Below are 23,061 nucleotides of genomic sequence, written 5' to 3' on the forward strand. Positions count from 1 at the left end.
ACCACAAAATCCTTTTTGCAGGGAAGGGAGATTTGCTATGGTACGGGCGAATACTATAACATAAAGGGCAATGTCCTAAAGGGTAGTATTACCATTTATATTTTACCAGGATACTCTTTTAAATAACAGGAATCAGTGATCAGAAGAGGGAAAAAACAGCAATAGCATATACGTGAGCTATATGAAGATTCATTTTCAGATACTTGAGAGCATTGCTTATGTGTGTTTCGACGGTGCGAACGGAAATATCCAGTTTTTCAGCGATTTCCGGATTGGTGAGACTGTCTACCCTGCTCAGACAAAAGACCTGCTTACAACGATGTGGCAACCGGTCTACCAGAACAAACACTTCTTTTTCGAGCTCCTGGTATTCCATTTGCCGGGTTGCCGGTGGTATTTCGGGAAGACCGGAGAGGGCATCCGTATGCCGGACGGTAAATTTCAAATTGCGAATAGAATTGGCTAGTTTATATTTTACAGCCCGGAACAGATAGCCTTCCAGGTTATTTACAGACAATTCCGCAGACCTTTCCCAAAGGCTTATAAAAATCTCCTGAACCATATCCTCACATACCACCTCATCTTCATAGATTTTATAGGCATAGGAAAACAAGCGCTTCCAATACCTGTTGAATATCTCTTCAAATGCGGACTTGTTTCCCGCTTTGAGTTCAGCCAATAATTCTCTGTCGGATAGTTCGGGAGTTTTTCTATTCATTTTTATTAATATACCGGATGAACAAATGAATTGAAATAATCAATACACGCAAAAAATCGAGGTTTAAGCTTCTGTTAACTTGGTATTAACTTATTTTTAAACATACCAGAAACAACAAAACACTAATAAACGGATCAAAATAATGCTAATTTATCAATAAAAATGCTATTTAAATACCTAGAAGGAAAAATTATTAAGAATTTACGTTTGCAGGTAGTTTTTTGCTTCACGGCTTAATCGCAGATACGCGCTAAGAAAGTCGCCGATAATCCTTTCGGACAGGGAAAGATTATGATTTTATTTTCCGGATGGAATAAAACATGAATTTATATCCCGAAGCCGGGCCGGCCCCGGGATATAAATTTAAACAGTTTCTTATTTTTTTCTGAAGTAAATATCTATAGGCACCCCGTGAAACCCAAAGTGTTCCCTGAGTTTGTTTTCTACAAAACGGCGATAGGGGTCTTTGATGTATTGCGGCAAATTGGCAAAAAAGACAAATTGCGGTATCGCTGTCGGAAGCTGGGTACAAAACTTGACCTTTATGTACTTTCCTTTATTCGATGGTGGCGGGGTATGTTCTATTATTGGAAGCATTACCTCGTTGAGTTTACTTGTAGATATCCTCTTGCTACGGTTTTTATATACGTCTACTGCGGTTTCTATAGCTTTGAAAATACGCTGTTTGGTGAGTACGGAGATAAAGACAATAGGTACATCGGTAAACGGTTCTATCGTTTTTCGTATTTGCTTCTCAAATTCTTTGGTCGTGGAAGTATCCTTCTCTACCAGGTCCCATTTGTTCACCAGGATAACAATCCCCTTTCTATTGCGCTCCGCCAGCCAGAAAATATTCTGATCCTGACCTTCAAATCCCCGGGTCGCATCGACAAGCAGGAGGCAGATATCGCTGTGTTCAATAGCACGTACCGAACGCATCACCGAATAGAACTCCAGGTCTTCCTTTACTTTAGCTTTTCGTCGTATCCCTGCAGTATCTACCAGGCTGAACTCAAAACCGAACCGGTTGTAACGGGTATCGCTACTATCGCGGGTTGTCCCTGCTATGTCGGTAACTATATACCTGTCTTCCCCGATAAGGGCATTGATAAAAGAAGATTTCCCCGCATTTGGCCTTCCTACCACGGCAAACCTGGGCAGTTCCTCCTCTACTTCCTCTTCTTTTTCCGGTAAGACTTTTACCAGGGCATCCAGTAATTCACCTGTTCCGCTTCCGTTTATCCCCGAAATAGTGTAATATTCACCCAGACCCAGAGAATAGAATTCTACCGCATCCGCTTCGCGTTGGGAATTATCCACTTTGTTGACGGCCAGCAATACCGGCTTATCTGTTTGTCTGAGCAACTGGGCGACATCCTCATCCATCCCGGTTACCCCGGTCTCCACATCTACGACGAATATAATGGCATCCGCTTCATCTATGGCCAGTTCCACCTGCTTGTCGATCTCCTGTTCAAAGATATCGTCACTTCCCATGACATAACCACCGGTATCTATCAGAGAAAATTCTTTTCCGTTCCAGTCCGCCTTTCCATAATGCCTGTCCCTCGTTACCCCGCTAATGGCATCTACAATGGCATCCCTGCGCTGGATCAAACGATTAAAAAGCGTTGATTTCCCCACATTCGGCCTTCCTACTATCGCTACTATATTGCTCATGCAAAAAGTTTTAAAGGGGCAAAGGTAATACTTCCTTTTTTAAGAGACCGACTAAGTTTTATCCTTTGGCTCTTTTATGGTGTTTTTTTCAGTACATGACATTTTTTTATTTCAATTAACATCGTATGTGTTGCCACAAGGCAAAACGCATCTTGACCTTTGGTATTCGGGTATACGGGTATATGGATGGATATGGATAACACGTACACCCGACCACAGACATACTCGTATGACGAAATTAATTTTTGTCAGGTACTAAAGTGTTTTTTCTTAAAAAAAGGAGTATATTTAGTATTCTAAAAAAACAGGTAATGAAAAGCCTAGGTGACAAGATTGCCCTTGATCCGCAGTTTTCCGTCGAACTCCCCAAGAACAAAAATTCTGTCGTATCTGCTTTTTTGCAGACTTCCAACCCGCTTTACAGGGTAACGCGGTCCAATGACACCCTAATTGTCATGTCCGAAAGCAAAGAGGAATGGTGGTCACCACAACTGCACCTGGAAGTAAACCGGATCGATGAATCCAGAAGTGTCCTTTCCGGATGGTTCGCCCCGCGGTCGCCTTTGTGGAACATGCTGCTATACCTGCAACTTGCAACGGGTATTGCATCCATCACATTAATTACCTGGACTTTTTTGAACTGGTATACGGGGACAGATTATATCCTTATTACAGCACTATCCCTCCTGATGATCATCTCCTGGGGAATATTGTATGTCGTCCGGAAGTCAAAAAAATCTAAGGGAAAAACGCTTATTTACGGTTTTTATGAGTTTCTGAACAATCGAAGTCTGCTGAACTGACCGGAAAATGTAATTTCCCTACCCTTACTTCCGGTTATACCCGAACCGGCGCAACTGCCTGTCATTACTTCTCCAGTCTTTGTTTACTTTTACAAAAAGTTCGAGGTGCACCTGCTTGCCAAAAAAGGCTTCAAGGTCCTTCCTGGCTTCAATTCCCACTTTTTTCAGGGCACTGCCTTTATGTCCTATGATAATTCCCTTCTGGGAATCACGTTCTACCATAATTACGGAACGTATCCGGATGATCTCTTCTTCTTCCAGGAATTCCTCGGTCTCCACTTCTACGGAATACGGGATCTCTTTTTTATAGAAAAGCAGTATTTTTTCGCGAACGGCTTCATTGACAAAAAAGCGTTCCGGTTTATCCGTTATCATATCCTTGGGATAAAACGCGGGGGATTCCGGCAGCAATTCCAGTATCCGTTGGAACACTTCCCGTACATTAAAATTCTGCAGGGCCGAAATAGGGTATATCTCAACGCCGGGAAGCTCTTCTTTCCAGTAGGTTACCTGGGCTTCCAGTTCCTCCTGCGAAGAAGTATCTATTTTGTTCAGCAATAGCAGTACGGGAATTTTTGTTTTACTGAGTTTTGCGAAAAAGGCTTCGTCTTTAAGTTTCCTCTCGCCTATTTCCACCATATAGACAAGTACGTCCGCATCTTCAAAAGCGGATTTTACAAAGTCCATCATGGATTCCTGCAATTTATACGCAGGCTTTATGACCCCCGGAGTATCGGAAAAAACCACCTGGAAATCCTCTCCGTTCACAATACCGAATATCCGGTGCCGTGTAGTTTGTGCTTTAGAGGTGATAATAGATAGTTTTTCGCCTACGAGGGCATTCATCAGGGTAGACTTTCCAACATTGGGATTCCCTATAATATTTACAAAACCTGCTTTGTGCATGGATACTGAATTGTGATTCTCCGGCAAAATTAATCAATTACGGAACAACCAAGTACTATTTCCCCGGTTATATTCTCCCTTACCCTGCACAAAACCATGGTAATATCCTGTATTGAACATTTTATTTTCCGCCGTTCGCTCTGAGATCGGCAAGGCATTGTGCATCCAGTTCCGGAATTTCTCCTCCGCTTATGAGATCGGAAATATTTCCACCGGATTCCGCCTGGTGGAACATAAGGCACTCTTCCACATCGCAGTGATGACCGTTCGCTTCGTCGAGATGGTCTTCCTGCATTTCCGTTCCAAGGTCAACCAGTCCCAGCAAATGTCCGAATTCGTGTTGTAATACGGTGCTTTCCATAGTTACCCTGCTGGGAGCTCCTGCCCTGTCCGATACCTCACGTATCGTAGATTCGTAGATCACAAAAGAAGTATTCAGATATGCGGCTCCGAGGACTACTTTATTTCCTTCGTCCTTGTCCGATCCTTTATCCGCAAAAAAGGCAAAAACCGTAATTTCTCCTTCTTCTTTATCGGAATACCGCATCCGCTCCTCCTTTTCCAGTTCAAACACCGCATCCGCACTGTATTCGGAAAGCCCCGGAGAGTCTATCCACCTTTCTTCAATGACAATCCCGCCCGGTTTATGCATCCGGGCCTCAATAAAGGACTTGAGGTTTTCTACGGATTGGGAAGAAGGTTCGTATCCTTCTATATAAATGAATTCTAAAACAATCCTGGAATAGTTCTGTGCCGAAAGCAAATCGTGCGCAGCATCTCCTACTTTCTCACGGTTTAAATTTTTATCCGGTTCCGTCGGGACCATTCCCTTGTTATCATCATCACCGGAACAACTTATTATTCCTGCGGACACCACAACGAAAAGCAACAACCCCCATAAACTCTTTTTTGCCGACATATAAATAGTTTATTAAGCCCGTAAAGATGCAAAAGAATTGTTAAAAACACAATACAAAAAGGTCATAATGACCATAATATGTTTTTCATATCAGCCACCGTCCCGGAAGAATCCTTTAGCTTTTTAGCAGTGTCGTTCGTCGATTTTAATTGTTAAATTTTAACTTTTTCATAACATTTATATTCGATTCTAAAACGTTTTAGGCAATTTCATTGTTTTGAAATGTTTTCGATAACGTAATTATTAGAACCAAGTAATTAACTAACTAATGAAGACAATGATGTACAAAAGAAAATCAGCTTACATGCTTTTTGCAATTTTCTTCTGGTGTCAATTGGTATTGGCACAGGAAAGGACCGTTACCGGTGTGGTAACCGATGCAGACGATGGTATTCCCTTACCGGGAGTAAATATTGTAATTAAGGGCACTTTCAAGGGTGTCTCCACCGATTTCGATGGCAATTACACCATTGAGGTTCCTGAAAATTCTGTTTTGATATTTTCCAATATCGCCTATACTTCGCGGGAAGTTCCGGTTAACGGACAATCGGTAATAAATGTATCTTTATCTGCCGACACCCAGGAATTAGAAGGCGTAGTGGTTACCGCCCTGGGTATTAAAAGAGAAACCAAAAAACTGGGCTACGCCATGACCGAAGTTAAAGGGGAAGAACTGGCCAAAGTAAATACCGTTAACCCCGTCCAGGCCCTGCAAGGAAAGGCGGCAGGGGTTAGTATCGGAACTTCCGACGGCGGACTTTTCGGGAATTCCAAAATACAGATACGCGGGGTATCCGCACTTAACTCCAAGAACAACCAGCCTATTTTTGTAATTGACGGCGTGATCCTGGAAAATGAAGTATCCAATGCCAGTGCGGACTGGGACGGAAATGCCAATGACTATGGTAACATCCTCAAAAACCTGAATCCGGATGACTATGAGAGTGTTTCCGTATTGAAAGGAGCCGCTGCCACAGCCCTGTATGGTTCCAGAGGATTAAACGGTGTGGTTCTTATAAAAAGCAAAGACGGTTCCAGGGCCAGGGGACTGGGAATTTCCGTAAAACAATCCGTAGGAGTCGACCATGTATATCGTCAACCGGACATACAGGACAAATTCGGTCCGGGGGCCCTTGCAGGGTATACGGATTACGGAGAAAGAGATCCCAATGGAAATTATCACCGTTTTTCCACAAACCAGTTTTATACTAATGATGATGGGGTACCGACAAAAATAAATCATCCGTGGGCCGGTTTTGGGTTTGGCCCCAGGTACGATGGCAGGCCTATTGTCGGCCTTGATGGCGAGATGACAACGTACGACCCGGTAAAAGACAATTTATTAAGAGCCTACGATACCGGGTGGAACACCAACACTTCCCTTTCCCTTACGGGAGGAAACGAAAAGGGAAATTTTTACCTGTCGCTTTCCCATAATGACAGAACGGGGACATTACCTAACAATAGTTTTAAAAGAGATGCCTTATTGTTTTCCGGATCGTACAATCTCGCCAATTGGCTAAAAGCGGATGCATCTATTTCCTTCACTACTTCCAGAGCCAGAAATGCCAGAAATGATATTTCCCAATTATTTATAAGTACCGCAGGGTGGTCAAACTGGTACGACCCCAAAAAATACAAACAGCGCCAGTATTGGCAAGCTTCCCATGGCGGCACACCTTCCAATGCCTATGGTGATGAACACGCCTTTATTCCAAGTACAAATACCTGGTTCCAATATTACATGAACAGTGCGGAAAGTGACGAACAGGTAACCCGCCCCGTAGTTCGTTTAACGGCAGAACTTGCCGATTGGGTTACGGTCACTGCCGAAGGGAACATGAATTACTATACCACCAAATACGAAAGAAAAGATCTGGGGACCGGATTCCTGAATGACGGGGGAGAATACCAGTTAAGAAATAATACCGATAAAAGTTATACCGGTAAACTCACGGCTAATTTCCGGAAAAACCTGACTTCCGACCTTTCCGTACAACTGCTCCTGGGCGGAGAGTTCTGGAAACAGGAAAAATCGGAAACCGATATCCGGACGGACGGGGGACTCATAGTTCCGGGACAATTTTTCCTCGAAAACTCCAAACGGGTCCCGGTATCCAGCGGAAGGATTTACGGCACCAAACAGATCAGTTCGCTGTACTTCCTTTCCAGTTTTGCCTATAAGGACCAGCTTTTCCTGGATATAACCGGGAGGAACGACTGGTCTTCTTCCCTCGTATATTCCAACGGAAATGGAAATTATTCTTACTTCTATCCTTCCGTAAGTACTTCATGGCTCTTTTCCGAGACATTGAATACATCCAACTGGTTCACCTTCGGGAAACTCCGGGCATCCTGGGCACAGGTAGGTAGTGACACTGACCCCTATGCCATTAATAAAGGGTATGAAATTGGAAGATATCAACTGGACGGAGAAAGATTCGTGTATCTGAACGATATTACCACAACTCTTGTAGACAGAAGTATCCAGCCCGAAAGGAAAAACTCCTATGAGATCGGGGCCGATGTACGGTTCTTCAACAGCAGGCTGGGACTTGACGTGGCATATTATAACGAAACCATTAAGAATCAGATCGGCGAAGTTCCGCTTCCCCAGGAATCCGGTTACAACTCCTTATTCACCAATATCGGTACCTTAAGCAATTACGGATTGGAGATCAGCCTTACCGGAACCCCGGTAAAGACAAAAGATTTCGAATGGAACGCCACTTTTAATTACTGGAAAAATACGACCAAGATAAAGGACCTGCATGAAGATTACGGCGCTTACAAAGCCCTTGGAGGTGATGTTGCATATGGAAACTTCCGAATAGGTTCCGTAGCCTTTGAAGGAGGAGAATACGGCGTCCTGATGACCGACAGCAATCCTAAAAAATGGCAGTCCGATGACTCCAACGATCCAAGAAACGGCATGAATCTTTTAATCTGGAACGATTCGCGCAGGGGTGCTCTTTATGAAAGAAGTTACGAACCCGAGAGAATAGGTAAAATACAACCGGATTTCGAAGGTTCCCTTAATAATTCCTTTACTTACAAAGGGATTTCCCTGTCCGTACTCCTGGATGCCAGGTTCGGGGGACATATCGCTTCCTATTCCAATCGCTATGGAACGGCGTATGGCTGGCTCGACACTTCTTTGAAAGGACGAAGCCCGGAATACGGAGGTTTAAGCTGGACATCTCAATACGGGGACAGCCAGGGGCAGCAATTTCATGACGGTGTTATTCCCGAAGGGGTATTCGCACCCGGGCAAATGGCAACCACTCCGAACGGAACTTCCGTGGATATCGGGGGAATGACTTACCAGGAAGCCTTTGACCAGGGATATATAGAGCCCACCCATGCCAGTTTTCATCATTACTTTAAAAATTCGTGGGGAAATGGCGTTGTAAATGACGATTGGTTCAGCGAGGTGAAATATATCGCGCTCCGGAATATTTCGCTGGGATACAATTTTCCCAAAAAAGTTTCTGATAAACTGGGAGCCCGTAATTTTTATGTCGCACTCAATGCCAGAAACCTCGGGTATCTCTATAACAATATGCCCAACAACTTAAACCCCGAAAGTTTCAGAGGTACCAGCAGCAGTGATTCCTATAGGGAAAGAGGTTTTATACCGTATACTGCGTCATACACCATGACTATAGCCATTGATTTTTAATTCGTAAACAGACATGACAATGAAAAAATCACATATTATATATTTATCCGTACTACTGCTTACCATAACAGGATGCAGCAAGGATGATTTTGCCGATTTGAACACGGATCCGTCAACCGTTATCGAGCCTGACCTTCGCTTTTCCATTACCAAATCTATTGAACAGATGTATCAGGACGATTATACTACATGGTTTTACAATAACTTCGATTACGCGTTTCCCTGGAGCCAGCTTACCGGCACGGGACTTGGAAACGATGAAAGATTTGTAGAAATGGGCCCCTCCGGCGGGCATAACATTTACGCTTCCCTTTTTCCGAATGTAAGGGATATCCGGGCCAGGATCGATTCTATGGACGCGGAAAACAGGGCGGTAAGAAGATCGATGAGGGCCATGACCTATCCCATACTCATACAGCCGGCAATTACAGAAACCGATAACCTTGGATCCCGTATTTACACCGAAGCCGCCCTGGCCGGATATACCAATCCCCGCCTTTTAACACCGGTCTTTGACAACCAGGAACGTCTGTTCGAAACCTGGCTGGAAGAACTGGATAATGCTATTCCGGAACTCATGACCTCCAACCAATACGATATGGACGCCCAGGACATTATCTACGGGGGAAATTATACCAAATGGGCCAAATTCTGTAATCTCCTTAAATTGAAAATAGCCGCAAGACTTATCAACAAGGACAGGCCGAAAGCTTTACAAATAGCGGAAGATGTGGCAAACTCTCCTGCAGGCTATATGGACGACCTCCATGATGATTTTATCTACAAACGCGGAGTGCTGTACTACGGCACCGGCAATGGCACCCAACCCGGAACCGGGGGTAAAAACATTGTGGAATTCCTGGTAACCAATAAGGACCCCCGTGTCCGTTTTCTGTTCACTAAAAACCACTTCAATGCCGAAATTATCCAGGCATTTATAGATGCGGGAAAAGACCTCCCTCCCTATATTGAACAATATGTGGAAAAGGATATAAACGGTGACTTCGATTCCTGGAAGGCTCCGGGAGAACCCTGGGTACGGTATTTTGGCGCTCCTCTTTCACCGGATGCCCGGTTTGAATCCTCAAACGATCCGTACTTTAGACAAAACGAATTAAACCGGATAAGTATAGGTGGGGTTGAAAAGACTTATACTTCGACCTCCAGCTATTCCGAAAGGATAACCCGTACCGGATTCAACCACACCTATCCGACCAAACCCGGGGGAAGAGTCATTGAACAAAGAGATAACTATCCGGGACTAAATGTTATATTGGGATCTTCCGCAGAGACCAACCTGTATCTGGCCGAGTTTAAATTACTGGGGGCTAACCTACCCAAATCCGCCCAGGAATATTTTAACAGGGGGGTGGAATTATCCATAAGAAGACTGGATGCCTTGTCGGCAAATAACCGCATGCCCTATTATGAAAAAGACCCGGTCTACACCGATGAAACAGAAGCAGCCCGGGCATCCACCCGATTAAAAGAAGGAGAGATAACTGAGTTGCTGGAACAACCGGCCTATGACCTGGGCACGGATGCGTTGGAAAAAATATACATTCAACAATACGTTAACTTTGCGGGTACACCCGGTGATCTCTGGGCACTGGTTCGCCGTTCCGGAATTCCCAGAACAGGTAGCTCTTACCTTCCGAGGGATCCTTTCCTATCATCGGGAGCTGAACTTACCGTGCCCCGCCGTTTTGTAATCGGTACCCCTACGGAAGACAGCAAAAATTACGAAAACCAGGTAAAAGCCGCACAAGAGCAAGGCTTTACCACAGGAACAAATAATCCGAACACCTTAAACTCGGAAAGGATATGGTTCGATCTGGAAAACCCGGAATACGGGGCCGGACCTAAATCATAAACAGGTAAAAATTCAGATAAATTATTATCACCGGGATACACAAAATTTATCCCGGTGATTTTTTTTAAATATACAGTACCGGAAAATATACTTATTCGAAATATTATCTCTTTAAAGTGCTTACCATTCAACAGGATATCCGGACACTAATGTTACACAGAAGTTAAAGCACCTTAATTATTGTTAAAACCATAGACATCCCACACTAATACCCTTTTTTCATTACTATTTTCACCATCATTACATTAAGTTGCTTAATTATTACGATCTCCCCGTATGGCCAACCTTTATTTTCACAGGTAAACACGTTGATTTAAAAAATAAAAAGATTAAATATCACTTAAGATAAATCATACATTTTATAATTACCTCTTACACACAACCTTTTTACAAGAATATAATAACACATTCTTAACACTTCCTTCGGCTTTTCAGAATTGTCATTAGTCGAAAAAATTTCCTTATGTTCATTTTTACCATAACATTTATATCCCTTTTCTAACGAAAGGGGCAATCACTATTTTCCGGAGTGGCCCAAGTGGTCGCTCCATATTTTTAACTAACTCAAAATTAAAATGTGTAAAAAACAATTAACTTTTGTATTTACTGTTCTTCTCCTCTGCAGTCAGTTACTGCTTGCCCAGGACAGGACGGTCACGGGAGTGGTTACGGATGCCGAGGACGGTATGCCATTGCCCGGGGTAAATGTGGTGATTAAAGGTACTACCACAGGAGCTTCAACGGATTTTGACGGAAATTTTGCCATTCAGGTTTCCGAAAACACTGTTCTGATTTTCTCCAATATGGGATATGCAACCCAGGAGGTACCCGTTGCCGGGAAAACCACCATTAATATTGCCCTGTCTCCGGATGCACAAGAACTGGAAGGAGTTGTTGTAACTGCCTTGGGGATAAAAAGAGACGCAAAAGCCCTCGGATATTCCCTTACCGAAGTTGATGGAGAAGAGTTTTCCAGGGTAAAACAAACCAATGCCATAAATTCACTTGCCGGAAAAGTAGCGGGAGTAAATGTAACCGCACCTACTAGTGGAGCAGCTGGGTCGAGCAGGGTTGTTATAAGAGGTACCAGTTCACTGAGTGGAGAAAACCAGCCTTTATATGTAATAGACGGTATTCCGATAGACAATACCAATATAGGTTCTGCCAGTGAATGGGGAGGCTCAGACTTCGGAGACGGAATTTCCAGTATCAACCCCGACGACATTGAATCCGTAAGTGTTTTAAAAGGAGGTGCCGCCAGTGCTTTATATGGCTCCAGGGCTTCCAGGGGGGTGATCATTATAACCACTAAGAGCGGAAAAGGCCAGGATGGACTGGGAGTAGAATATTCCAGCTCCCTGACCTTTGATACGGTAAACACCGATATATATGATTTTCAAAAAGAATATGGTCAAGGATCAAGAGGAGAGGTTCCTTTATCTTCTACTGCCGCTCTGGACGCTGCCTTTTCCTCATGGGGCGCCAGACTGGACGGCTCGGATGTCGTTCAGTTTGATGGAGTCAGCAGGCCATATTCTAATACAGGCAATAACGTAAAAAGGTTTTACAGGACTGCAAATACTTTTATAAATACTGTGGCCATTAGCAGTGGAGGAGAAAAGGGAAGTTTCCGATTCTCTGCTTCAGACATGACCAATAAGGATATCACACCAAATTCAGGAATGAACAGAAAGTCATTTTCCTTAAATGCAAGTTCCATTCTGGCTGACAAATTAACTGCGGATATCTCCGCCAAATACATCATAGAAGATGTAAATAACAGACCCAGATTATCAGATGCTCCAGGCAACGCCAACTTCTCCGTAGCTTTGTTACCGGCAAACGTCGATGTTTTAAGTTTCCGACCGGGTTATAATGAAGACGATACCGAATATCGCATATCCTCAAGCATTTATCAGCAAAACCCCTACTGGTCCGCTTATAAATTCAAAACACACGATAGAAAAAACAGGACCATCGGATCTGCTACCCTCAGGTATCAGGCCCTGGATTGGTTATACTTATCCGGGAGAGCCGGTCTGGACCATTACACTACCCGACTGACCACTGTAGAACCTTGGGGTACAGCTTACAGACCATTGGGAGCCATGCGTGAAGCCCAATATAATTCTACCCAGGTAGATGCAGACTTTATGATAGGAATAGAAAAGAATATCACAGACAAGATCGCTACCAATACCATATTAGGTGCAGGTAGTAATACGGTTAAATTCGAAAAACTTGAAAGACGAGGCGAAAACTTTATAGTTCCTGGCCTGGAAACCATAGGTAATACGGCCAACCTTGTAGCGGCCAATGAGGGTTATGAATATACTGAGAAAAAAATAAACTCACTCTATGCTTCGATAGAATTATCTTATGATGAATTTTTGTTCTTAACTCTGACAGGACGTAACGATTGGTTTTCCACGCTATCAGCTGTTGGCAAGACAACACCGAATAACGACTTCTACTATTCTGCAAATACCAGTTTTGTCTTTACAGATGCGCTTCAAATGCCCGAATGGATCAGTTTCGGTAAGATCCGGGCAGGTTATTCTTCTGTAGCAGGCGGAGCTGATGACCCCTATAGACTAAGTCTGTTATATGAAATTTTCGGTAATCACCTGGGAAATCCGATAGGGCAAATATCAGGCGACCAAATACCAAATGCATACTTAAAACCCTACACTAAAGAAGAATACGAAATAGGGACTGACTTAAAATTCTTCAATAATCGTATCGGGATAGACTTTTCCTGGTATTATAACAAGACTACAGATGATATTGTAGAAGTAAACAGATCTGTATCTACAGGATATCGTAAATCCTTGGAGAATCTGGGAGTTCTTGAAAATAAAGGAGTAGAACTTCTGCTTACTGCCAGCCCGGTCCGAAATGAGAACTTACGATGGAATGTAAGTTATAATCTGGGATATAATCAAAGTAAAGTCGTAGCAACCGACGAAAACAATAACGATGTTACTTTGGGAGTTGGTTACGGGTTTGCCGATGTAAGAAACGTAGTCGGAAAACCGTACGGGCAGATCTATGGTACTACTTATGCCAGGGATGAAAATAATCGGATTATTTACCAGGATGACGGCAGACCTGTGGTTGGCGACAGAGATATCCTTGGAGATGGTGTTCCTCCGTGGACTATGGGATTAAATAACAGTTTTAGCTATAAGAACTTTAATCTGGATTTTTTAATCGACGCCAAGTTTGGAGGAAAGATATGGTCCGGCACAAGTGCCTGGGCTACATACAACGGGTTGAGCAAAAACACTCTTGAAGGACGGGAAAACGGACTGACTATTGCTGGTGTAAATCAGCAGGGAAATGCGTTTACAACTACAATCGCCGATCCTGACCGGGCTGGAGAAGAGGGAGAGATAGCTTTGCAGGATTACTACCAAAGAGTATACGAAATCGCAGAAGAACATATACAAAGTGCGGATTTCATCAAATTTCGCCAAATAAGTCTGGGGTACAGCCTACCGTCGGAAATGCTGGAAAACACTTTCTTAACCGCAATCAATTTCTCATTGATAGGCAGAAACCTGTTTTTTATCAAAAGAGATGCCGATAATATAGATCCGGAATCTGCATTTAACAATTCCAATGCCCAGGGACTAGAGCGTTTTGGTGTTCCGTCAACCAGAAGTTACGGTTTGAGTGTAAACATTAAATTCTAAAGAACGGCCATGAAAAAAATAATATATATACTTACATCTGTTTCAATCCTGTTATCTTCCTGTGATAAAGGATTTGAGGACCTTAATGAAGACCCCACAAAAGCGGGAAACCTAGCTGTTGAACCAAAATTTACAGCAGCTATGCTTAATACCTCGGGTGACGAATATGAAAGCTGGAGGGCAAACCTCATCTATCTCTCCACTATGATGCAGCATTGTGCTACAACTGCAGGATATTGGTCCGGAGATAAATATTTCTGGAACCGGGATTACGCCTCTTCTTTATACGATGCTATGTACCCTAATGCTGTTAAAAGTATAGAAGATATCATAGCCCAACTAAATGAAGAAGGCAATACGGGAGAAATGATGTCCATAGCCAGAATTTTAAGAGTGGTTATCTATCATAGATTAACCGATCTATATGGGGACATCCCTTATACCGAAGCCGGAAAAGGAGTATTAGAAGAAATCGTAAGACCTAAATATGATCGGCAGGAAGACATCTATGCAGACATGTTGAAGGAACTTGAAGAAGCTGCACTGCAATTAGAGACGGGGACCTCCGAACTGGGAAATGCCGATATTATTTTCCAGGGAGATCTGGGCAAATGGAAAAAATATGCATATTCCATGATGCTGCGCCTGGGACTAAGGTTAGTTAAAGTAGATCCGACAGCTTCCCAACAATGGGTAACCAAAGCCATAGAAGGTGGTGTTATGGAATCTAATGACGATATTGCCTTTGTAGCACACGAAGTTGCGGCCGGAGTAAATAAAAACGGTAACGGCCAAACCTTTACCAATGACAATAGTCCAAGACTAAGTACGACTTTTGTTGCACTTCTTCAAGACGATCCAAGGTTAACTATATATGGAGCATTACCGCAAAACACCGGTGAAAAAGATGAGGACGATAAAGATATACTCAGAACTAATGAAGCGCGCTTAAACCCGGCAGCACAAAAAGGTTTACCTAATGGACTGGACGGGAATTCCATAGAGAACTATCCTGGCGGGAGCAATTTGAATACATATACCGAGCCCAATCGTTTATATATTACAGGCGAGAACGACCCTATGTTCCTCCAGACCTATGCCGAAGTAGAATTTATGCTTGCGGAGGCCGCATTCAGATGGGGGCTTGCCGGAGGAAATGTGGAGGCACATTACGATGCCGGCGTTACCGCAGCGATGAAATACCTGGAAATGTATGATCCTGAAGCTGTTATTTCCAATACCGAAATTGCAGAATACCTGTCAGAAAACCCTTTTGACCCCAACAAGGCGCTGGAACAGATCAACACACAATACTGGATCGTAACCTTCCTCAACGAATACGAGGCTTTTGCCAACTGGCGAAGGACAGGGTTTCCCGAATTAACTCCGGTAAACTATCCTGGTAATGTCACTAATGGCAGTATACCCCGGAGACTCACTTATCCTCAGGGAGAAGTACTTACCAATAGAGAAAATTATGAGGCTGTAATACAAGCTCAAGGCCCGGATGTTCTTACAACAAGAGTGTGGTGGGATGTGGACTAACTCATGAAAAAAGGAATCACATAACCTAACTACTAACTACGAAAAGAGGTTGTTACTTTAATTACAACCTCTTTTCTTATTAATTTTGGAAAAATTCCGTACAGACAATGAAAGCACTCCGGCATGCCATATGGATCACACTTCTCATAAGTCACTTACCTGTTACCGCCCAAAAAAAGAATACTACTCTTCCCGTTTATAAAGACAGTTCGGCTCCCGTTGAACAAAGAGTAAACGACCTGCTGCAACGCATGACCACCGAGGAAAAAGTCGGGCAGCTCAGCACGCTTCTCGGATGGGACATGTACACCAAAAAAAGAAATAAAGTCACGGAAAGCGATGCCTTTCGTAAGGCTGTAAAAAAACAACATATAGGAATGCTGTGGGCAACGCTTCGCGCAGATCCGTGGACAAAGAAAACACTGGAAACGGGACTCCATCCCGAACTGGCCGCGAAAGCCACCAATGCCATACAAAAATATGCCGTAGAGGAAACAAGACTTGGCATTCCCCTTCTCCTTTCCGAAGAATGTCCCCACGGCCACATGGCCATAGGCACAACCGTATTTCCCACCTCCATGGGACAAAGCAGCACCTGGAACCCGGAGCTGATCAAAGAAATGGCAGCCGTTATTGCCGAAGAAGCACGCCTCCAGGGCGGTCATGTCGGTTACGGACCGGTACTGGACCTTGCCCGCGAACCACGTTGGTCGCGAGTAGAAGAAACCTATGGCGAAGATCCTGTGCTCAACAGTAAAATGGGTGAGGCTATGGTTCACGGATTTCAGGGGAATGACCTGAAAAGCGGATACAATGTTATTTCCACACTGAAGCATTTCGCTGCATACGGTGTCCCTGAAGGCGGACATAACGGCAATGCAGTTCATGTGGGAACCCGGGAATTACAACACAGTTACCTCCCTCCTTTTAAGGCTGCGGTAAATGCCGGGGCCCTTTCTGTAATGACTGCATACAGCTCTATTGACGGTGTACCGAGTACTGCCAATCACTGGTTGTTAAACGACCTCCTTCGCAACGAATGGAATTTCGGGGGTTTTGTCGTTTCCGACCTGGGCAGCATAGAAGGTCTTTTGGGAAATCACCACATCGCAGGTACTTTCCCGGAAGCAGCAGCACTGGCTATAAATGCCGGAGTAGATGCTGACCTGGGGGGCAAAGGATACGGAGCATATCTTCTGGAAGCTCTGAAATCCGGAGAAGTATCCGAAAACACACTGAACGAAGCCGTTTGCCGCGTACTTCGGCTTAAATTTGAAATGGGACTGTTCGAAAACCCCTATGTAGATCCTGCAAAAGCGGAAAAGGAAGTACGCAGCCCGGAACATATTGCACTTGCCCGAAAAGTAGCAAGGGAATCCGTAACTCTTCTCAAAAATCAGGAGAACCTGCTCCCCCTGTCCAAAGACATAAAAAATATAGCTGTCATAGGACCCAATGCCGATAACATATACAATCAGCTCGGAGATTATACGGCGCCACAGGCAGAAGATAATATCGTAACCGTACTGGAAGGTATAAGAAACAAAGTCTCCCCTTCCACTAAAGTCACTTATGTAAAAGGATGTGCCATCCGCGATACCACGCAAACGGATATTGCCGGTGCCGTACAAGCCGCAAAACAGGCAGAAGTAGCCGTAGTAGTTCTGGGTGGTTCGAGTGCACGCGACTTTAAAACAAAATACATAGACACAGGAGCCGCTACGATCGATTCGGACACAGGCACAGGCCTTATAAGCGACATGGAAAGCGGGGAAGGCTATGACAGGGCTACCCTCGATCTCCTCGGCAAACAAAACGAATTACTCCGGGCCATTGTAAAGACCGGAACCCCGACGATCCTCGTTCTCATTAAAGGACGTCCCCTGCTCCTCAACTGGCCTTCGGAAAATGTCCCCGCCATTCTGGATGCGTGGTACCCCGGACAGGAAGGTGGTAATGCCATTGCCGATGTGCTTTTCGGCGACTATAACCCCGCCGGAAGGTTGCCGGTTTCTGTTCCTAAATCCGTAGGACAATTACCGGTGTATTACAATGCTCTGTTCCCCGTAAAACACAATTACGTGGAAGAAGATGCCAAGCCGCTCTATAGCTTCGGCCATGGCCTGAGTTATACGGATTTCCAATACGACGGGCTTCATGTAACCGTTACGGAAAGCGAAAATGACATCACCATAAATATAAAATTCCGCATAAAAAATACCGGTACAAGAGACGGTGATGAAGTGGCCCAGGTATACCTTCGGGATGATGTAAGCTCTGTAGTTACCCCTAAAAAACAGCTCAAGGCCTTTAAAAGAATTCACCTCAAACCGGGAGAAGAGAAAATTCTGGAATTCGAATTGAAAGCCAAAGACATGATGCTTTGGAATACTCGGAAAGAATGGGTAACGGAAGCCGGGACCTTTTCCCTGATGATAGGCGCTTCTTCCGAAGATATAAGATTAAACAATTCCTTCGAAATATCCCGTAATATTAAGATACACAACCCATGAGAATTTCATATCTTTTCACAGAAAACAGCAAAAACAAACCTTACATGACTTTTCACAAAAAAGCCGCATTAGTCTTGTGTGCAAGCTTCGCCCTGGCCTTTTCTGCCTATGCACAGGAAGACAACCTGCACCAGAGATCCACTACCTATGAAGCGCCGAAAAATGCTAAAGTAATGGAAAAACTGGACCGGTGGCAGGATCAGAAATTCGGTATGATCATTCACTGGGGTATTTATGCCGTTCCCGGTATCATAGAATCCTGGTCCATCTGCTCGGAAGACTGGATAGAGCGCGACAGTACCATAAGCTATAGCGATTATAAAAAGTGGTACTGGAGCCAGAGCGAAAAGTTCAATCCTGTAAACTTCAACCCGGAACAATGGGCTGATGCTGCCGATGCCGCAGGAATGCGATACCTGGTTTTCACAACAAAACACCACGACGGTTTTAACATGTTCGATACCAAGCAAAGTGATTTCAAGATATCCAATGGTCCCTTTGCAGATAATCCCCGTGCGGATGTTGCCAAATATGTATTCGACGCTTTTCGTAAAAAAGGTTTTATGATCGGGGCTTACTTTTCCAAACCCGACTGGCATTCCGAATATTACTGGTGGCCGAAATACGCTACGGCAACCCGGAACAATAATTACGATATCCGCAAAAACCCCTGGCGATGGAATAAATTCAAGGATTTTACCTTTAACCAGATCTCCGAGTTGATGCACGATTACGGAAGTATAGATATCCTGTGGCTGGATGGCGGATGGGTTCGCCCTAAAGAAACTGTCAATGACGAAGTCCTTTCCTGGGGAGCCCCGATACCGGAGTGGAGCCAGGATATAGATATGCCCAAAATAGCTACTATGGCAAGAGAAGCCCAGCCCGGTATTCTAATGGTAGACCGTACTGTTCACGGTCCTTATGAGAACTATCAGACCCCGGAACAACGAATTCCGGATGAAAAAATAGACAATCCCTGGGAAAGCTGTATGACCCTGGGAAATGCCTGGAGTCACGTTCCCGGTGATGAGTTTAAATCTGCCGCAAAGGTTGTTCACTCCCTTGTGGAGATTGTAGCCAAAGGAGGCAGCTTACTACTCGGTGTAGGGCCAAGGCCGGACGGCACCCTTTCGCAGGAAGTCATAGACCGTTTAAAGGAAATCGGGGAATGGATGTCCGAAAACGGGGAAGCGATCTACAATACCCGGACTGTAGATCAATACAGCGACGGAAACACCTACTTTACCCAAAACCTTAAGAAAAAGAAAACCTATGCTATAGTCTGTCTTCCGGAAGGAAAAACCGTGCCGGAAACCGTAATATGGAAAGGCAACCTCCCGAAAAAGGGCAGCAGTATAAAACTTCTCCAAACCGGGAAAAATGTAAAATGGGAACGCGAAGGGGAGAACGTAAAGATCTTTTTGCCGGCTTCTGTTCAACAGGATACAGCCCCTTCTGCTTTAGCATTTTCTTTTGTCATGAAAAAATAATTATATTGCCCTTTCAAGGCGAAAAAAATGATCTTGTATATAGCCAGGCAAAAACAACATCATAAAAAGGCCAATTTTAAAGAAGAATTGTTGGAATTTCTCAACCAATATCACGTAGATTATGATGAACGCTACTTATGGGATTAATCATAAAACATCACTCTAATACAAAAACGCCCTGCAAGGGCATCATATCCTAACATAGGGCCCCGCCCCATGAAAAAAAACATACATGAAAAAACTAATCACTATCACCGCAACCCTCCTTATATTCTGTTCCTGCAATTCACCCAAAAAACAGGTGTCCGCTCCGGAACCAGTAGGCCCTGTCCCTTCGGAGGCCCAACTGGCCTGGCAGGAAATGGAACTGAACGCCTTTATCCACTTTACCACCAATACGTTCACCGGTAAGGAATGGGGGTACGGGGACGAAAGCCCTTCTATATTCCACCCGACCGACATGGATATTAATCAATGGATAGTTACACTGAAAGAGGCCGGTTTTAAGGGCGTTATACTCACCACAAAGCACCACGATGGATTTTGCCTGTGGCCAAGCAAATACACCGAACATTCCGTTAAAAACAGCCCTTATAAAGATGGCAAAGGAGATATCGTAAAAGAAGTCTCCGAAGCCTGTAAACGTCACGGCCTTAAATTCGGGATATACATGTCTCCGTGGGACCGTAACCGTGCCGACTATGGGGAGCCTTCCTATATCGAGTATTATCGCAACCAGCTCGAAGAACTTTTCACCAATTACGGCCCTGCTTTTGAAATGTGGTTTGACGGTGCAAACGGCGGTGACGGTTACTACGGCGGTGCCAATGAAACCCGGAATATCGACAGACAAACTTATTATGACTGGCCGGCCACACTGGATATGGTACGCAAAATACAACCGGAACCCCAGGTATTGTTTTTCAGCGATGGCGGACCGGATATCCGTTGGGTAGGTAATGAAAAAGGGCTGGCCGGAGAAACCAACTGGAACACCATTTCCAACGACACGTTATACGCCGGAAAAGCCGGTATAGAAAAATTATTAGCTACAGGTTCCGCAGACGGAAAACAATGGATACCCGCCGAAGTCGATGTGTCTATCCGTCCCGGATGGTTCTACCACGAGGAAGAAGACTCCAAAGTAAAAACCGCCGAACAATTATTTGACCTCTACCTAACTTCCGTAGGCCGGGGTTCTAACCTATTGCTCAATATACCTCCGGACCAACGTGGCCTTATCCACGAAAACGATGTGGAAGCCCTTAGCAGGTGGCGGAAACTCCTGGACGATACCTTTCGTACCAACCTTGCTGCCGGAGCTCCTGCAACAGCGACCACATACCGTGGAAAATCCCGGGAATATGCGGCAACTAACGTAACCGACGGTAAAAAACATACCTATTGGGCTACGGATGATGATATAACCACTGCTTCCGTTGAAATTGATCTCGGAAAAGAACAACAGGTTTCTTATATCCTTCTCCAGGAATATATAGAACTAGGACAAAGAGTCGAATCTTTCACCATAGAGGTACAGCAGGGAGATGACTGGAAAGAAATAGCCGCTGCCACCACCATAGGCTATAAGCGTATACTGAAAACAGGCGCGGTAAGAACAGGCAAAATACGTATAAACATCACAGGCGCCAAAGCGTGCCCCTTGATCTCCAATATTGAAGTGTATTAGATGATCTTAATTGTTTTAGTACATGACAAAATTTGTTTTTCTGTAAATTGTCGGAAAATCAGTTTTGCCCTAACCCTAAAGGGAATCTGATTTTCCTCGATTCACCCTTTAGATACTATGGTAAAAACCTAATGAATTTGTCGTTATCTTGATTTTATTTTACTTTTACCATCCTACAAAGAAGACTTTTTTCCAATTGTGGATTTGAAGTCTATCTAGCGCGGAGTGTAATGCTCCGCTTTTTTTATTTTATGGACTAATTACCTCCATTGATAATCTTTATCGTATTCTTGCTCTTTTTTCCAAAGGGTATAAGCAAGAATCAATAATTTACGCATTCCTGCCACAATCCCTTTACGTTTTATTGCTGGATTTCTTTCGCAAACTCTTTCATATAAATTTCTAATCGATTCATTAACTCTTGTCGCTGTCATAGAAGGCATATATAAAGTCTGTCGTATTCTCGAATTGCCGTGTTTTGATATTCGGGATTTCCCTTTGTATTTTCCGGATTCATGTAATGTAACATCAAGTCCTGCATAGCTTATTAACTGGCGAATGTTTTGGATTAATGCAAACCCATTAGTTTCAGCGATTAAAATTACAATGGTTTCAAAACCCAAACCAGGAGCTGTCTCTACTTTCTCAATTTTTTTCTTTAATTCCTTATCCTGGTCCACCGTGTTTTTGATTTCTTTTTTGATGGTTTGAATAGCTTTTTCATAAAATTCCATTTGTTCGATCTTTAACCCTATAATGCTTTCGAGCTTCTCATGCGACTTATACATGGCGTGTAATTGGCACTTCGATCGTTGAAGCTCTTTTTTAAAGGAGAGTAACTCCCTGCAAAGGTCTCTTAACTTTTTATACATGGGAGACATGGGGTGCCAACGATCTAATACTCTTTCTATTCCATATCCGGCTATATGTTTGGAATCCATGGAGTCTGTTTTTGTCTTTATATGAAGACTTTTTATATAGTTCTTTATTTTATTGGCCAATACAACAGATACTTCCTGATCCTTTTTATAAAGGAAATAGGCTAAGTCTTCATAATAAACACCGGTTGCTTCCATGACAAACCTTATGGGGCAACTATGGCCAGGTCCCTTTGTTTTTAAAACCCATTCCAAGAACTCTTCATGTCCTTTCCTGTTATTTTTAAAAGATCGCGTCCCTTTAATTTTCACAGAACCATCTTCTAATCGGATTTTTATACATCCATGAAAATCATCCATGGAGATATCGATTCCAGCACATATTTTTCTCATAGTTATTTAAATCAATAAAGGACTTCTTCTCTTTGTCTTTCCTCGTTTTTATACGGAATACAGGCAATATGGCCAATTTCCTAGATACTATTCAGACTATAAGAAGAAAAGAAACAGGTGCAAGATCTAAAGGGCGATATACTTATAAAAGTTATCTGGGCAGGGATGCTATTACCTGTTTCTTCCTTGTATTTAAGTTTTCAAATAACCATAAATCTCATATTTTTTAAAACCTATTCTATAAAAATATTTAAGAACAAACATACGAGG

The 23,061-nt window shown here is 43.6% G+C and carries 13 protein-coding genes; 8 read left to right on the top strand and 5 right to left on the bottom strand.

Annotation, left to right across the window (positions count from 1 at the left end; translation table 11 throughout):
• Positions 1 to 139: 139 nt before the first annotated feature.
• Together ACVBDU_RS16575 and der are read right to left on the bottom strand one after the other, a co-directional pair.
• Positions 140 to 718 carry an RNA polymerase sigma factor gene (locus ACVBDU_RS16575; protein ID WP_447180844.1) on the bottom strand — a complete coding sequence of 193 codons (579 nt, stop codon included), beginning with the start codon at positions 716 to 718 and terminating at the stop codon, positions 140 to 142.
• Between the two features lie 375 nt (positions 719 to 1,093).
• Positions 1,094 to 2,398: a ribosome biogenesis GTPase Der gene (gene der, locus ACVBDU_RS16580; protein ID WP_447180845.1), complete on the bottom strand. Its 1,305-nt coding sequence runs from the start codon at positions 2,396 to 2,398 to the stop codon at positions 1,094 to 1,096.
• A gap of 311 nt (positions 2,399 to 2,709) precedes the next feature.
• Here der and ACVBDU_RS16585 point away from each other — a divergent pair, with 311 nt between their 5' ends.
• Positions 2,710 to 3,201, top strand: a complete 492-nt coding sequence (locus ACVBDU_RS16585; RefSeq protein WP_447180846.1) for a hypothetical protein — start codon at positions 2,710 to 2,712, stop codon at positions 3,199 to 3,201.
• A gap of 24 nt (positions 3,202 to 3,225) precedes the next feature.
• On the opposite strand, the gene era is transcribed toward ACVBDU_RS16585, so the two are convergent.
• Entirely contained in the window at positions 3,226 to 4,107 is an 882-nt protein-coding gene (gene era, locus ACVBDU_RS16590) for a GTPase Era (RefSeq protein WP_447180847.1), read from the bottom strand.
• 121 nt (positions 4,108 to 4,228) lie between these two features.
• Positions 4,229 to 5,026, bottom strand: a complete 798-nt coding sequence (locus tag ACVBDU_RS16595) for a membrane metalloprotease (RefSeq protein ID WP_447180848.1) — start codon at positions 5,024 to 5,026, stop codon at positions 4,229 to 4,231.
• A gap of 304 nt (positions 5,027 to 5,330) precedes the next feature.
• Here ACVBDU_RS16595 and ACVBDU_RS16600 point away from each other — a divergent pair, with 304 nt between their 5' ends.
• From ACVBDU_RS16600 to ACVBDU_RS16630, 7 genes are all read left to right on the top strand, one after another.
• A complete protein-coding gene (locus ACVBDU_RS16600; protein WP_447180849.1) occupies positions 5,331 to 8,708 on the top strand; it encodes a SusC/RagA family TonB-linked outer membrane protein in 3,378 nt (1,125 codons plus the stop codon).
• Positions 8,709 to 8,727: 19 nt separating this feature from the next.
• The gene (locus ACVBDU_RS16605; protein WP_447180850.1) at positions 8,728 to 10,581 is read left to right on the top strand and encodes a SusD/RagB family nutrient-binding outer membrane lipoprotein; all 1,854 of its coding nucleotides are present in this window, start codon (positions 8,728 to 8,730) and stop codon (positions 10,579 to 10,581) included.
• 575 nt (positions 10,582 to 11,156) lie between these two features.
• The gene (locus ACVBDU_RS16610) at positions 11,157 to 14,279 is read left to right on the top strand and encodes a SusC/RagA family TonB-linked outer membrane protein (RefSeq protein WP_447180851.1); all 3,123 of its coding nucleotides are present in this window, start codon (positions 11,157 to 11,159) and stop codon (positions 14,277 to 14,279) included.
• A gap of 9 nt (positions 14,280 to 14,288) precedes the next feature.
• A complete protein-coding gene (locus tag ACVBDU_RS16615) occupies positions 14,289 to 15,824 on the top strand; it encodes a SusD/RagB family nutrient-binding outer membrane lipoprotein (RefSeq protein WP_447180852.1) in 1,536 nt (511 codons plus the stop codon).
• Positions 15,825 to 15,931: 107 nt separating this feature from the next.
• A complete protein-coding gene (locus tag ACVBDU_RS16620; protein WP_447180853.1) occupies positions 15,932 to 18,337 on the top strand; it encodes a glycoside hydrolase family 3 N-terminal domain-containing protein in 2,406 nt (801 codons plus the stop codon).
• A gap of 44 nt (positions 18,338 to 18,381) precedes the next feature.
• Entirely contained in the window at positions 18,382 to 19,830 is a 1,449-nt protein-coding gene (locus ACVBDU_RS16625) for an alpha-L-fucosidase (RefSeq protein WP_447180854.1), read from the top strand.
• 232 nt (positions 19,831 to 20,062) lie between these two features.
• On the top strand, positions 20,063 to 21,520 hold the full coding sequence (locus ACVBDU_RS16630; RefSeq protein ID WP_447180855.1) for an alpha-L-fucosidase: 1,458 nt from the start codon (positions 20,063 to 20,065) through the stop codon (positions 21,518 to 21,520).
• Positions 21,521 to 21,780: 260 nt separating this feature from the next.
• Here ACVBDU_RS16630 and ACVBDU_RS16635 read toward each other — a convergent pair whose 3' ends face one another.
• The gene (locus ACVBDU_RS16635; RefSeq protein ID WP_447178497.1) at positions 21,781 to 22,791 is read right to left on the bottom strand and encodes an IS110 family RNA-guided transposase; all 1,011 of its coding nucleotides are present in this window, start codon (positions 22,789 to 22,791) and stop codon (positions 21,781 to 21,783) included.
• Positions 22,792 to 23,061 lie beyond the last annotated feature (270 nt).

The sequence above is a fragment of the Sinomicrobium endophyticum genome, from assembly GCF_052983315.1.